Below are 14,410 nucleotides of genomic sequence, written 5' to 3' on the forward strand. Positions count from 1 at the left end.
CAGCGTTATCGTTGACGACCATCGCGAGCAAGCTCGCTCCTACAAGGGGGGCTGTTGCCGTTCTGGGATATGTTGACTAACATGTCAGAAAATTCATCCTATGATTGGATGAAAGGGCGAATTCCATGTCAGAAATTTCTCCATTAGTGAAGCGATCCCTGGTCGATCAGGCCCTGGATCAGTTGCGCCTGCGCATCAACCAGGGCACCTGGGTCGTGGGTCAGCGCTTGCCCACCGAGCCTGAGTTGTCCGCCGAGCTGGGCATCAGTCGCAACACCGTGCGCGAAGCCATGCGCGTGTTGGCGTTTTCCGGGTTGATCGAAATCCGTCAGGGCGACGGCAGTTACCTGCGGGCGGTGGTCGATCCGCTCGATACGTTGAAGGCGCTGTCCCGTTGTTCTCTTGAGCAGGCCCGGGAAACCCGGCACATCCTCGAAGTCGAAGCCATTGGCTTGGCGGCAGTGCGCCGAACCGATGAAGACCTGGTGGCATTGCGCGAGGCCCTGAGTGTCAGCGGTAGCCACTATCACGGCGATCTCGACACCTACATCGCCTGCGACCTGGTATTTCACCGCCGTCTGGTGGACGCCGCACACAACCCGACCCTCAGCGAGTTGTATCGCTATTTCTCCAGCGTCGTCGGCGCCCAATTGCGCCAGATCCTGAACATCGTCCCGCGCCGTCAGGAAGTGTTCGACCTGCACATTGCGTTGCTCGATGCCGTCGAGCAACGCGACCCGGAACGAGCCAAAGCCCTGTCGAGGCAGTTGATCAATGAACCTTGAAACCGAGAAGTCCATGCACCGCAGTGAGTTATCCACAGCCCCCAAACGTTCGGCCGAGCTGGAAGAGTTGCTGATCGATGCCGAGGCCGATGACGAACAGGTCCAGCAAGCTCACCCGGTTCTGCACCGGCCCTGGCTGTTGCTGCTGGGCCTGATTCTGGTGGCGCTGAACCTGCGCCCGGCGCTGTCGAGCATGGCGCCGATGCTCAGCGAGGTCTCGAAGTCCCTTGGCTTGTCGGCGTCCGCGGCGGGGTTGCTGACCACGTTGCCGGTGCTTTGCCTTGGCCTGTTTGCACCGTTGGCACCCGTGCTGGCGCGGCGATTTGGCGCGGAGCGGGTGGTGCTGGGCATTCTTCTGACCCTGGCGGGCGGGATCATCCTGCGCAGTTCGTTCGGTGAAATCGGTCTGTTTGCGGGCAGTGTGCTGGCCGGTGCCAGCATCGGCGTGATTGGCGTGTTGCTGCCGGGCATCGTCAAGCGCGACTTCCCGAAACAGGCCGGGACCATGACCGGTGTCTACACCATGGCTCTGTGCCTGGGCGCGGCGATGGCGGCGGGTGCGACCGTGCCGTTGAGTGAACACTTCGATAAGAATTGGGCGATGGGCCTCGGCTTCTGGGTTATTCCGGCATTAGCGGCGGCGCTGTTCTGGTTGCCGCAAGTCGGCCAGAAACACGGCGCGCACAACGTCGCCTACCGGGTTCGCGGATTGCTGCGCGATCCGCTGGCCTGGCAAGTGACCTTGTACATGGGCCTGCAATCGTCCCTGGCCTACATCGTGTTCGGCTGGTTGCCGTCGATCCTGATCGGGCGCGGCCTGACTCCGACCCAGGCCGGTCTGGTGCTGTCGGGTTCGGTGATCGTTCAACTGGTCAGCTCCCTCGCCGCGCCATGGCTGGCGACGCGCGGCAAGGATCAGCGCCTGGCGATTGTGATCGTGATGGCCCTGACCCTCGGCGGTCTGTTCGGTTGCCTGTACGCCCCGATTGAAGGTCTGTGGGGCTGGGCGATTGTGCTGGGGCTGGGGCAGGGCGCCACGTTCAGCCTGGCATTGACCCTGATCGTGCTGCGCTCGCGGGACTCCCACGTTGCGGCGAACCTGTCGAGCATGGCCCAGGGCTTCGGTTACACCCTGGCGTCCATGGGGCCGTTCGCGGTCGGCATCGTGCATGACTGGACCGGCGGCTGGACGGCAGTGGGCTGGATCTTCGGTGTCATCGGCCTTGGTGCGATCCTCGCCGGCCTGGGGGCCGGACGTGCGTTGTACGTGCAGGTCGAAAGCGAAAAGGTCTGATTCCCGCACACTGTCGGTATTCGTCTTGCGAATGCCGATAGTGTTCGACCCATTTGCAGACTATCGTGCAGGCAATCTTTCGATACCCATTGCACAACAGGGAGTCTGCCCATGAGTGAAGTCCACAGCGCCTTGATCACCCGTTTCTACCAGGCCTTCCAGCGTCTCGATGGCGAGGCGATGGCTGCCTGCTACACCGATGACGTGGTGTTCAGTGACCCGGCGTTCGGCGAGCTTCGTGGTCGTGATGCTGGTGATATGTGGTGCATGCTCACCACCCGCGCCAAGGATTTCTCCCTGACCTTCGATCATGTCCGTGCCGATGATCGTATCGGTAGCGCCCATTGGGTCGCGACCTATCTGTTCAGCCAGACTGGCAATACCGTGGTCAATGACATCCAGGCACGCTTTGTCTTTCGCGATGGCAAGATTTGCGAACATCACGACAGTTTCGACCTGTGGACATGGTCACGCCAGGCCCTGGGTTTCAAAGGTCTGCTGTTGGGCTGGACGCCACTTGTTCGCAACGCCGTTCGCTCACAGGCCCTGAAGGGGCTGAAGGCATTCCAGGCCAGTCGCTGATAAGATCGCGGCTTGTTTTCCTTCAAGCCCTGATCGTTACGTGACCACCCTCAGCGAAAGCCCTGTCGACGCCGACACCCCCGCGAGCAAAACCTGGTTCGTCTACCTCGTTCGCGCGGCCAACGGGTCGCTCTATTGTGGGATCAGCGATGATCCCGTGCGTCGCTTCGCCAAGCATCAAAGCGGCAAGGGCGCGCGATTCTTTCTTTCCAGCCCGGCCATGGCCCTGGTCTACACCGAACGCTGTCGCGACAAAAGCGATGCGTTGCGTCAGGAGCGGCTGATCAAGAAACTCAAGAAGAGCGCCAAGGAATGCCTGGTGGCGAGCGCAGCGAGCACAGCCCCTGGCTTATCACTCTGACTGATCGGTTCCCATCAGGCAGATCTGTAGGCTGCCAGGTGATTGCGCGCTAAGCTGCGGACTCCTGATCCTTGCGGCGGAGCCGAGCATGTCCGAGTTGATTCTGCATCATTACCCGACGTCCCCCTTTGCCGAGAAGGCCCGCCTGCTGCTGGGCTTCAAGGGCTTGTCCTGGCGCTCGGTGAAGATCTCGCCAGTGATGCCAAAACCGGATCTCACGGCGTTGACCGGTGGCTATCGCAAGACACCGGTGTTGCAGGTCGGTGCCGATATCTATTGCGACACGGCATTGATTGCCCGGCGACTGGAGCAGGAAAAGGCCTTGCCGGCGTTCTTCCCGGAAGGTCAGGAAATGATCGCCGCGTCCTTTGCCGCCTGGGCTGATTCGGTGGTGTTCCAGCATGCGGTGAGCCTGGTGTTCCAGCCGGAATCGATTGCCGTGCGTTTCGGTAATTTACCGCAGGAAGCGATCAAGGCGTTTCTGGCCGACCGCGCCGGTTTGTTCAGTGGTGGTAGCGCGACAAAATTGTCTACCGAACAGGCGAAGCATCAGTGGCCGACGATCATGTCGCGTCTGGAGCAACAGTTGCAGCGCGAGGAGGGTGACTACCTGTTTGGCGAGCCGTCGATTGCCGACTTCGCCCTGGCTCATTGCCTCTGGTTCCTCAAGGCCACGCCGGTGACGGCTCCGCTGGTCGAAGCTTATCCGGCAGTCAATGCATGGCATGCGCGGGTGTTGGGCTTCGGTCATGGCGCATCCAGCGAGATGAGTTCCGAGGAGGCTCTGGCAGTGGCGCGCACGTCCACGCCAGCGGCTTTGCCGGATGAGCAATTCGTCGATCCCAACGGGTTCACGGCGGGTCAGCAGGTGGTCATCGCGGCCACGGACTACGGTGTTGATCCGGTGGCGGGGGAATTACTGTTTGCCGGCCGCGAAGAACTGATTGTGCGGCGCGAGGACGAGCGCGGCGGTGTGGTGCATGTGCACTTCCCGCGGTTTGGTTTCCGGATCGAAGCCTGCTGAAAAAAAACCTTGTGGGAGCGAGCTTGCTCGCGATGACGGACTGACATTCAACAAAATTGTTGGCTGTGTTGGCCTCATCGCGAGCAAGCTCGCTCCTACAGAGTTACTTCAACGCTGCCAGAATCGCATCCGGGTCATACCCGCGAATCAGCGTCCCGTTCACATCGATGATCGGAATGCCCCCACCACCCAGCGCCTGATAGTCCTCGCGCGCGGCAGCATCCTTCTCGATGTCGAACTCCTTGTACGCAATGCCTTTCTGATCGAGGAAGCGCCGGGTCAGCTTGCAGTAACCACACCATTCGGTGGCGTAGAGCACAACGTTGGCCTTGGCCTGTGTTTGCGCCGACACCACTTGCGATGGATTGAACACCCGCTCGATCTTGCCCCAGTTCTGATAGGCCACGACCACCAGCAGGATCAGCAGGAATTTCTTCAGTACGCCGCCGAGCATCAGTTGCGACGCTTCAGCTGATCGGTGAGCGAAGTGGGCAGGCCCTTGATGATCAACGTGCCGGCTTCCTCGTCGTACTCGATCTTCGAGCCCAGCAGGTGTGCTTCGAAACTGATCGACAGGCCTTCGGCGCGACCAGTGAATCGGCGGAACTGGTTCAGGGTGCGTTTATCGGCCGGGATTTCCGGCGAGAGGCCGTAATCCTTGTTGCGGATGTGATCGTAGAAAGCCTTCGGGCGTTCTTCGTCGATCAGCCCCGACAACTCTTCCAGGCCCATCGGCTCACCGAGCTTGGCCTGGCTACTGGCGTAATCCACCAGGGTCTTGGTCTTCTCGCGGGCGTCGTCTTCCGGCAGGTCTTCGCTTTCAACGAAATCACTGAAGGCCTTGAGCAGGGTGCGGGTTTCACCCGGACCGTCGACGCCTTCCTGGCAGCCAATGAAGTCGCGGAAATACTCCGAAACCTTTTTGCCGTTCTTGCCTTTGATGAACGAAATGTACTGCTTGGATTGTTTGTTGTTCTGCCACTCGGAAACGTTGATCCGCGCCGCCAGGTGCAACTGGCCAAGGTCGAGGTGGCGGGATGGGGTCACGTCCAGTTCGTCGGTTACGGCCACGCCTTCGCTGTGGTGCAGCAGGGCGATGGCCAGGTAGTCGGTCATGCCTTGCTGATAGTGTGCGAACAGCACGTGGCCGCCGACCGACAGGTTCGACTCCTCCATCAGTTTCTGCAGATGCTCGACCGCCACGCGGCTGAACGCAGTGAAATCCTGACCGCCCTCGAGGTACTCCTTCAGCCAGCCGCTGAACGGGAACGCGCCGGATTCCGGATGGAACAGGCCCCAGGCTTTACCCTGTTTGGCGTTATAGCTTTCGTTGAGGTCGGCGAGCATGTTCTCGATGGCCGCAGACTCAGCCAGTTCAGAGTCGCGGGCGTGGAGAACTGCAGGTGTGCCGTCGGGTTTTTTGTCGATCAGGTGGACGATGCAATGACGGATCGGCATGGGCTTCTCGGCTGAATGAAGAGAGGAGGGCGCGCTCCCCCGAAAAAGCGCCCAGTGTACCGCAACCACTGGTTTTGGCGCGGTGCGAAGGCCAATTCCCGGGCGACCGGCGGCGCTTATGCGATTTTTTCCCGATTTAGAGCAATAAAGCTGACCAAATGGGTAGCTGGAGGCGGATATTTCCCCGTCTCTGTGCTAGCTTTGCCCGGTCTTGCGCGAAGTCACTGCGTTAAGCGTGCAGTCAGCATTTGTCAGGTCGAACCAAACCCTGATTTCGGTATCTATAACCCCGATCCCGAGGTTATTTGGCCGAGGGTGCCAGATCCAGAAGATCGGGCTCGATAGCTGACATTGCACTCTGCAATCCATATGAATTTGATAGGGAAGGAACACTAAATGGCTCTTACTAAAGACCAACTGATCGCCGACATCGCTGAAGCTATCGACGCGCCGAAAACCACCGCGCGTAACGCTCTGGACCAACTGGGCCAAATCGTTGCCGATCAGCTGGAAAACGGCGGCGAAATCACTCTGCCAGGTATCGGCAAGCTGAAAGTGACTGAGCGCCCTGCCCGTACTGGCCGTAACCCTTCGACTGGCGCTGCCATCGAAATCGCTGCCAAGAAAGTGATCAAGCTGGTTGTGGCCAAAGGCCTGACCGACGCTGTTAACAAGTAAGACTTGTTAAAAAAAAACCGTGCACCGGAGCGATCCGGGCACGGTTTTTTTGTGCCTGCGATTGTAGGAGCGAGCCTGCTCGCGATGGGCGCAAACGATAACGCGGGCAGTCTGAATGAACGCGTTGCTCTCAGGTTTTTCGCGAGCAGGCTCGCTCCTGCAGGTGGACGTGTTTTAGTTTTTAGGCGCCCAACGTTCGCGCCAAACCTGTTGCTGGACTGGAGTCTGGAAAGTCCACGCCACGAAGCGGCTCTGCTTCTGTCCCTGACCCATTTCCACTACCTGACTGTCCAGCGCGCCAGCCTTGTTCAGGGCCGCCTGGATCGCCGGCAGGTTCGACGCCTTCGACACCAGTGTGCTGAACCACAGCACTTGTTGCGCCACCTGCACACTCTCGCTGACCAGTTGCGTGACGAAACGCACTTCTCCGCCCTCACACCACAATTCCGCCGCTTGGCCGCCAAAGTTCAATACCGGCAGCTTGCGTTTCGGATCGGCCTTGCCCAGGGCTCGCCATTTGCGTGTGCTACCCCGTGTGGCCTCGTCCAGCGAGGCGTGGAATGGCGGGTTGCACATGGTCAGGTCGAACCGCTCTGCGCTCTCCAGCAGGCCGGTGAGGATCTGCTTGGGGTTGCTCTGCTGGCGTACCTGGATCGCTTTGTTCAGGCCATTGGATTGAATGATGGCCTTCGCCGCGGCGATGGCGGTCGCATCGATATCGGAACCGAGGAACTGCCAGCGATAGTCGCTGTAACCGATCAGCGGATACACGCAGTTGGCGCCCATGCCGATGTCCAGCACCTTCACGGCGGCGCCACGGGGGATCACACCGTCATTGCCACTGGCCAGCAGGTCGGCGAGGAAGTGCACGTAATCGGCGCGGCCTGGCACCGGTGGGCACAAGTAGTCGGCCGGAATGTCCCAGTGAGCGATGCCATAGAACGACTTGAGCAGCGCCCGGTTAAACACCCGCACGGCTTCCGGGCTGGCGAAGTCGATGCTTTCCTTGCCGTACGGATTGATGATTACGAATTTCTTCAGTTCCGGGGCACTTTTGATCAGCGCCGGAAAGTCGTAGCGACCCTGATGGCGATTGCGCGGGTGCAGGCTGGCCTTTTCCTTCGGGGCGACGGCCGTGGCCGGGGTCTTCGGGGCAGGCTTTTTGCGCGCAGGCTTGGGGGAGCGGGGGGCGGTCATGGCGGTGGTCGATTCGGGTATGGCTAAAAGTGGCGGGCATTGTCCCACATCCGGCCCGTGTGAACCCAATTGTGGCAAACACCGCTGTCCCTTGTGGGAGCGAGCTTGCTCGCGATGGCGGTCGGTCAGTCAATATTGATGTTGAATGTTATGGCCTCATCGCGAGCAAGCTCGCTCCCACAGGGGATTTTTGGCGTTTGGGAAAATGGGTCAACAGGCACAAAAAAGGGAGGCCATTGCTGGCCTCCCTTTTTCATTGCGACTCGCCGTTACAAACTGGCAATTCGCGCATGCTGCTCGGCCAGCTTGCCCAGGGCTTGTTCGGCCTCGGCCAGTTTGGCGCGTTCTTTCTCGATGACTTCAGCCGGTGCCTTGTCAACGAAACCGGCGTTGGACAGCTTGCCACCGACTCGTTGCACTTCACCTTGCAGACGCTGGATTTCCTTGTCCAGACGCGCCAGTTCCGCACCTTTGTCGATCAAGCCGGCCATTGGCACCAGCACTTCCATCTCGCCGACCAGTGCGGTGGCGGACAGCGGTGCTTCTTCACCAGCAGCCAGTACGGTGATCGATTCGAGGCGTGCCAGCTTCTTCAGCAGGGCTTCGTTCTCGGTCAAGCGACGCTGGTCCTCGGCGCTGACGTTCTTCAGGAACAGCGGCAGCGGTTTGCCCGGGCCGATGTTCATTTCGCCACGGATGTTACGGGTGCCGAGCATCAGGCCCTTGAGCCATTCGATGTCATCTTCGGCCGCCTGATCGATGCGTGTTTCGTTGGCCACTGGCCAAGGTTGCAGCATGATCGTCTTGCCTTCGATGCCGGCCAGCGGCGCGATGCGCTGCCAGATTTCTTCGGTGATGAACGGCATGAACGGGTGCGCCAGACGCAGGGCGACTTCCAGTACGCGCACCAGGGTGCGACGGGTGCCGCGCTGGCGTTCGATCGGTGCGTTTTCGTCCCACAGCACAGGCTTGGAGAGTTCCAGGTACCAGTCGCAATACTGGTTCCAGATGAACTCGTACAAGGCTTGTGCTGCCAGGTCGAAACGGAACTGGTCAAGCTGGCGGGTCACTTCGGCTTCGGTGCGCTGCAGCTGCGAAATGATCCAGCGGTCAGCCAGGGACAGCTCAAAGGCTTCGCCGTTCTGGCCGCAGTCTTCGCCCTTGTCCAGTACGTAGCGCGCCGCGTTCCAGATCTTGTTGCAGAAGTTGCGATAGCCTTCGACGCGGCCCATGTCGAACTTGATGTCACGACCGGTGGACGCCAGCGAGCAGAAGGTGAAGCGCAGGGCGTCGGTGCCGTAGCTGGCGATGCCTTCGGCGAACTCGTCACGGGTCTGCTTCTCGATCTTCTTCGCCAGTTTCGGCTGCATCATGCCGGAGGTGCGCTTCTGCACCAGGGCTTCGAGTTCGATGCCGTCGATGATGTCCAGCGGGTCCAGGACGTTGCCCTTGGACTTGGACATCTTCTGGCCCTGGCCATCGCGCACCAGGCCGTGGACGTAGACGGTCTTGAACGGAACCTGCGGAGTGCCGTCTTCGTTTTTCACCAAATGCATGGTGAGCATGATCATCCGGGCAACCCAGAAGAAAATGATGTCGAAGCCAGTCACCAGGACGTCGGTGGAGTGGAATTTCTTCAGGAACTCGGTTTTTTCCGGCCAGCCGAGGGTGGAGAACGTCCACAGACCCGAGCTGAACCAGGTGTCGAGAACGTCGTTGTCCTGTTGCAGCGCAACGTCCGGGCCGAGGTTGTGCTTGGCCCGCACTTCGGCTTCGTCGCGACCGACGTAGACCTTGCCCGACTCGTCGTACCAGGCCGGAATCCGGTGGCCCCACCACAACTGGCGGCTGATGCACCAGTCCTGGATGTCGCGCATCCACGAGAAGTACATGTTTTCGTACTGCTTCGGCACGAACTGGATACGGCCGTCTTCAACGGCGGCAATCGCAGGCTCGGCCAAAGGCTTGGTGGACACGTACCACTGGTCGGTCAGCCAAGGCTCGATGACGGTGCCGGAGCGGTCGCCTTTCGGCACCTTCAGGGCGTGATCGTCAACGCTGACCAACAGGCCGGCGGCGTCGAACGCGGCCACGATCTGCTTGCGCGCTTCGAAGCGGTCGAGACCGGCGTATTCGGCCGGGATCTTGCCGTCGATGGTTTCGTTCAGCGTGCCGTCGAGGTTGAACACCTGGCAAGCCGGCAGGACCGATGCGTTCTTGTCGAAGATGTTCAGCAGCGGCAGGTTGTGACGCTTGCCGACTTCATAGTCGTTGAAGTCGTGGGCCGGGGTGATTTTCACGCAGCCGGTGCCGAATTCAGGGTCGCAATAATCGTCGGCGATGATCGGGATGCGGCGGCCAACCAGTGGCAGCTCGACAAATTTGCCGATCAGGGCTTTGTAGCGTTCATCGTTCGGGTTAACGGCCACGGCGGAGTCGCCGAGCATGGTTTCCGGGCGAGTGGTCGCGACGATCAGGAAGTCGTTGCCTTCAGCGGTCTTGGCGCCGTCGGCCAGCGGGTATTTCAGGTTCCACAGGAAACCTTTCTCGTCGTGGTTTTCCACTTCGAGGTCGGAAATCGCCGTGTGCAGCTTGGTGTCCCAGTTGACCAGGCGCTTGCCGCGGTAGATCAGGCCGTCTTCGTGCAGGCGGACGAAAGCCTCTTTAACGGCCTCCGAGAGGCCGTCGTCCATGGTGAAGCGCTCGCGGCTCCAATCTACGGACGAACCGAGGCGACGGATCTGACGGCTGATGTTGCCACCGGACTCATCTCTCCACTCCCAGACCTTCTCGAGGAATTTCTCGCGGCCCAGGTCGTGGCGGCTCTGGCCCTTGGCTTCGAGCTGACGCTCCACCAACATCTGCGTGGCGATACCGGCGTGGTCGGTACCCGGCTGCCACAGGGTGTTGCGACCCTGCATGCGGCGGAAACGGATCAGGGCGTCCATGATCGCGTTGTTGAAGCCGTGACCCATGTGCAGGCTGCCGGTGACGTTCGGCGGCGGGATCATGATGGTGTAGGACTCGCCCGCGCCTTGCGGGGCGAAGTAATTCTCTGACTCCCAGGTGTTGTACCAGGAAGTTTCAATGGCGTGCGGCTGGTAGGTCTTATCCATGCGCGGCGGGACCCTATTGGCATTTATTCAGGAAAAGCCGGGAAGTATAGCGGGGATGAGCCCATGCGCGTAGAGCGAGGTGACAATGGGTGGGGGAAAAGTTGTGGTTTTTCGGGGAGTGTTTTGTCTGCAATGACGCCATCGCGGGCAAGCCACGCTCCCACAGGATCAGTGTCGATCACAAAATAGTGGTTCGACAAAAAAACTGTGGGAGCGGGCTTGCCCGCGAAAGCAATCTGTCAGGCGACCTGATTCAAATCGTTATGCCGCGTTTCCTTCAGGCACAGCACCGCGATCAAACTCAGCACCGCCGCCGCGGACACATAACCGCCGACATAACTCAATCCGCCCATCGCCACCAGTTTCTGGGCGAAGAACGGCGCCGCGGAAGCGCCGACGATACCGCCCAGGTTGTAGGCCGCCGAGGCGCCGGTGTAGCGCACGTGGGTGGGGAACAGCTCCGGCAGCAACGCCCCCATAGGCGCAAATGTCACACCCATCAGAAACAGTTCGATGCACAGGAACAACGCCACGCCCCAGGTCGAGCCTTGGGTCAACAGTGGTTCCATGAGGAAGCCGGACAGGATCGCCAGCACACCGCCGATGATCAGCACCGGTTTGCGCCCATAACGGTCGCTGGCCCAGGCCGACAGCGGGGTGGCGGCAGCCATGAACAGCACCGCGAAGCACAACAGGCCGAGGAAGGTTTCGCGGCTGTAGCCGAGCGTTGCCACGCCGTAACTCAGGGAAAACACGGTGGAGATGTAAAACAGCGCGTAGCACACGACCATCGCGCCGGCGCCCAGCAAGACGGGTACCCAGTATTGGCCGAACAGCTCGAACAGCGGGATCTTCACTCGTTCCTGGCGCGCCATGGCGTTGGCGAATACCGGGGTCTCATGCAGCTTGAGACGAACGTACAGGCCGACCATCACCAGTGCGGCGCTGAGCAGGAACGGAATACGCCAGCCCCATGAGCGGAACTGTTCGTCATCCAGCACCACGGCCAGGGTCAGGAACAGCCCGTTGGCCGCCAGAAAGCCGATGGATGGACCCAGCTGCGGGAACATGCCGAACCACGCGCGCTTGCCTTTCGGCGCGTTCTCCGTGGCCAGCAATGCCGCGCCGCCCCATTCGCCGCCCAATCCAAGGCCCTGGCCGAAGCGCAGGACGCAAAGCAGGATCGGTGCCCAGGCGCCAATGCTGTCGTATCCCGGCAGCACGCCGATCAGCGTGGTGCACACGCCCATCAGCAGCAGCGAGGCGACCAGGGTCGACTTGCGGCCGATACGGTCGCCGAAGTGACCGAAAAGGGCCGAACCCAAGGGGCGTGCAAGGAAGGCGATGCCGAACGTGAGAAAAGCCGAAAGCATCTGGGCGGTGCCGGATGTCTGCGGAAAGAACACCGGGCCGATCACTAGCGCGGCGGCGGTGGCATAGACGTAGAAGTCGTAGAACTCGATGGCGGTACCGATGAAGCTTGCGGTGGCCACGCGGGTGGCGGAGTTCGTCGGTTGCGCAGGTGTGGAGTCGCTGTAAGTCGTGCTGGTCGTCATGCGGTTATCCCTGACAGTCATGTGCTCCAGTGGAGCGAATTATTATGGTCGAGAACCCAGGGATGTGGGCGGAGGCACGGTCGCTGTTCAAGGTAGGAACAGTCGTCGGTTTGTTGCGGACTTTGCTGGTGGACAGGCCGGATGCTGCGAAGTGCGGGGTAAGCACGGGGCCGGCGAGGCTTGGGTAAGCGTTTCGATTATAGGAAGGTGGCTAACGATCGAACAAGAGGGCTTGCGAGGACAGGGATTTGTGTCGGGTTTTAGATAACGACAGGCATCGGGCTGGTCTGCCAGATCAGCACTCGCGTGACACGGTTTTCCTCGGTCTCGAGAATTTCCAGGCGATACCGACCGATCTTCAGGCACACCGCGCTTTCGGGAATGGTTTCCAGGGCCTCGGTGACCAGACCGTTCAGGGTTTTCGGGCCATCGCTGGGCAGGTGCCAGCCGAGGCTCTTGTTCAGCTCGCGAATGGACGCGGCACCGTCGATCACCAGGCGTCCGTCGGCTTGCGGATGAATGTGTGGGTTGTCCAGGCTCTGCTGGCTTTCGAACTCGCCGACGATTTCTTCGAGAATGTCTTCCAGGGTGACGATGCCCAGTACTTCGCCGTATTCGTCAACCACCATGCCCAGGCGCCGCTGCTGCTTGTGAAAGTTGAGCAGTTGCAGTTGCAACGGGGTACTTTCCGGCACGAAGTACGGCTCGTGGCTGGCCGCCAGCAACGCTTCCCTGGTCAGGCTCGCATCGGGCAGCAAGTGAAGGATGTGTCGGGTGTTGAGGACGGCTTCGACCTGGTTGATATCACTGTGGAACACCGGCAGGCGCGTGCGCTTGTTGTGGCGCAATTGTTCGATGATTTCTTCGATGGAGTCATCGAGATTGATGCCGTCCACGTCGCTGCGCGGTACCAGGATGTCATTGACGGTAATGTTGTCCAGCGCGTGGATGCCTGGCAGCGGGTGAGGGCGGCTTGCGGTTTCGGAGGGCGCATGCCGCTCCGTCAGCGTTTCGTCCTCGCTTTGTTGCACCACTTTGGCTTTACGGGCGAATGGGCGCGTCAGCAGCTGACTGATGCTGTTGAGCAGCCATGCCGCGGGATAGATGATTTTCAGCGGCAACCGCAGCAGGTTGTTGCCCTGGGCCAGGATCGCATCCGGATAGCGGGTGGCGAGGGCGCGTGGCAAATAGTCGGAAAACACCAGCAACATGGCGCCCGCTCCGAGGCAGGCGACCCACGGGCCGTTCTCGGCCCAGGTGAACAAGGCCAGCAAGGTGCTGATGACCACCACGAGTGCACGGCACAGGGTGTTGCAAAAAATCAGGCTGGCCAGTGGGAAGCTGAGTTTCGCTACCGGTTTGTCGCTGGAACGCGTTGCGGTGCGCTGGGCCAGTAAATGCTGGTGCGCCGCTTCGATGGCGGTAAACAGCCCTGACCATAAAACCAGCAGGGTCACTACCGCGAGCATCGGCCCTATGGGCAAGTCGTCCATTAATGCCGCCCGTCAGATATGCAGGATGTATTCACGAACCAGCTTGCTGCCGAAATACGCCAGCATCAGCAGGCAAAAACCGGCCAGGGTCCAGCGAATGGCTTTGTGCCCGCGCCAGCCAAGGCGGTTGCGTCCCCACAGCAGCACGCTGAAAACGACCCAGGCCAGGCAGGCCAGCAGTGTTTTGTGCACCAGATGCTGGGCGAACAGGTTCTCGACGAACAACCAGCCGGAAATCAGCGACAGCGACAACAGCGTCCAGCCGGCCCATAGGAAACCGAACAGCAGGCTTTCCATGGTTTGCAGCGGCGGGAAGTTCTTGATCAGCCCGGATGGGTGTTTGTGCTTGAGCTGGTGGTCTTGAATCAGCAGCAGCAAGGACTGGAACACCGCGATGGTGAACATGCCATAGGCCAGAATCGAAAGCAGGATGTGGGCGAGGATGCCCGGCTCCTCATTGATGATCTGTACCGTGCCGGCGGGGGCAAAATGCGCCAGCAACACGGTCAAGGCCCCAAGCGGGAGCAGCAGGACCAGCAGGTTCTCCACCGGAATCCGCGAGCAGGCCAGCAGGGTCAGTGCGATGACCGCCACGGCTATCAGGCTGGCGGCACTGAAGAAGTCCAGGGCCAGGCCGGTCGGGGTCAGCAGGTGGGTGAGCAGGCTGACGCTGTGGGCCAATACGGCGAGCACGCCGAGCATGACCAGCAGGCGTTTGTTGACCTTGGCGCCGGACGCCAGGCGAGTGCCCTGGTAAATGGTCGCAGCGGCGTACAAGCAGGCGGCGGCGAGAGTAGTTAGCAAGCTGGGTGACAAGGGGAGCATAAATCCTGTTAGGCAAGCCCGAAAGTCGCTGAGTTTGGCAT

At 60.5% G+C, this 14,410-nt stretch carries 13 protein-coding genes; 6 read left to right on the forward strand and 7 right to left on the reverse strand.

Features of this window, described 5'->3' with window-relative positions:
* Window positions 1-125: 125 nt before the first annotated feature.
* From AC1RP7_RS09615 to AC1RP7_RS09635, 5 genes are all read left to right on the forward strand, one after another.
* A complete protein-coding gene (locus tag AC1RP7_RS09615; RefSeq protein ID WP_154909475.1) occupies window positions 126-785 on the forward strand; it encodes a FadR/GntR family transcriptional regulator in 660 nt (219 codons plus the stop codon).
* Window positions 775-2,079 (forward strand): CynX/NimT family MFS transporter, encoded by a 1,305-nt coding sequence (locus AC1RP7_RS09620; RefSeq protein WP_150814308.1) that lies wholly within the window; start codon window positions 775-777, stop codon window positions 2,077-2,079. The genes AC1RP7_RS09615 and AC1RP7_RS09620 overlap by 11 nt, the downstream gene beginning before the upstream one ends.
* A 111-nt stretch (window positions 2,080-2,190) precedes the next feature.
* Window positions 2,191-2,661, forward strand: a complete 471-nt coding sequence (locus tag AC1RP7_RS09625) for a nuclear transport factor 2 family protein (RefSeq protein WP_057713404.1) — start codon at window positions 2,191-2,193, stop codon at window positions 2,659-2,661.
* A 40-nt stretch (window positions 2,662-2,701) separates the two neighbouring features.
* A complete protein-coding gene (locus AC1RP7_RS09630) occupies window positions 2,702-3,022 on the forward strand; it encodes a GIY-YIG nuclease family protein (RefSeq protein WP_349736453.1) in 321 nt (106 codons plus the stop codon).
* Window positions 3,023-3,110: 88 nt separating this feature from the next.
* Window positions 3,111-4,046, forward strand: a complete 936-nt coding sequence (locus AC1RP7_RS09635) for a glutathione S-transferase family protein (protein WP_057713406.1) — start codon at window positions 3,111-3,113, stop codon at window positions 4,044-4,046.
* A 103-nt stretch (window positions 4,047-4,149) separates the two neighbouring features.
* Here the strand turns inward: AC1RP7_RS09635 and AC1RP7_RS09640 are convergent, their stop codons facing one another.
* Window positions 4,150-4,500 (reverse strand): glutaredoxin family protein, encoded by a 351-nt coding sequence (locus tag AC1RP7_RS09640; protein ID WP_057713407.1) that lies wholly within the window; start codon window positions 4,498-4,500, stop codon window positions 4,150-4,152.
* Window positions 4,500-5,504 carry a nucleoid-associated protein YejK gene (gene yejK / locus AC1RP7_RS09645; protein WP_008018580.1) on the reverse strand — a complete coding sequence of 335 codons (1,005 nt, stop codon included), beginning with the start codon at window positions 5,502-5,504 and terminating at the stop codon, window positions 4,500-4,502. The genes AC1RP7_RS09640 and yejK overlap by 1 nt, the downstream gene beginning before the upstream one ends.
* A gap of 396 nt (window positions 5,505-5,900) precedes the next feature.
* On the opposite strand from yejK, the gene AC1RP7_RS09650 reads away from it, so the two are divergent.
* Window positions 5,901-6,182 carry an HU family DNA-binding protein gene (locus AC1RP7_RS09650; RefSeq protein WP_007905514.1) on the forward strand — a complete coding sequence of 94 codons (282 nt, stop codon included), beginning with the start codon at window positions 5,901-5,903 and terminating at the stop codon, window positions 6,180-6,182.
* A gap of 174 nt (window positions 6,183-6,356) precedes the next feature.
* On the opposite strand, the gene rlmF is transcribed toward AC1RP7_RS09650, so the two are convergent.
* The 5 genes from rlmF to AC1RP7_RS09675 form a co-directional block, all read right to left on the reverse strand.
* On the reverse strand, window positions 6,357-7,379 hold the full coding sequence (gene rlmF, locus AC1RP7_RS09655; protein WP_057713408.1) for a 23S rRNA (adenine(1618)-N(6))-methyltransferase RlmF: 1,023 nt from the start codon (window positions 7,377-7,379) through the stop codon (window positions 6,357-6,359).
* A gap of 269 nt (window positions 7,380-7,648) precedes the next feature.
* Entirely contained in the window at window positions 7,649-10,495 is a 2,847-nt protein-coding gene (locus tag AC1RP7_RS09660; RefSeq protein WP_493181253.1) for a valine--tRNA ligase, read from the reverse strand.
* A 239-nt stretch (window positions 10,496-10,734) separates the two neighbouring features.
* Window positions 10,735-12,051, reverse strand: coding sequence for an MFS transporter (locus AC1RP7_RS09665; protein WP_057713410.1), 1,317 nt, complete (start codon window positions 12,049-12,051; stop codon window positions 10,735-10,737).
* 260 nt (window positions 12,052-12,311) lie between these two features.
* On the reverse strand, window positions 12,312-13,544 hold the full coding sequence (locus AC1RP7_RS09670; RefSeq protein WP_057713411.1) for a transporter associated domain-containing protein: 1,233 nt from the start codon (window positions 13,542-13,544) through the stop codon (window positions 12,312-12,314).
* 12 nt (window positions 13,545-13,556) lie between these two features.
* On the reverse strand, window positions 13,557-14,369 hold the full coding sequence (locus tag AC1RP7_RS09675) for a cytochrome C assembly family protein (protein WP_057713412.1): 813 nt from the start codon (window positions 14,367-14,369) through the stop codon (window positions 13,557-13,559).
* Window positions 14,370-14,410: the final 41 nt, after the last annotated feature.

This window comes from Pseudomonas sp. GW822-FHT01E03 (genome assembly GCF_058802985.1).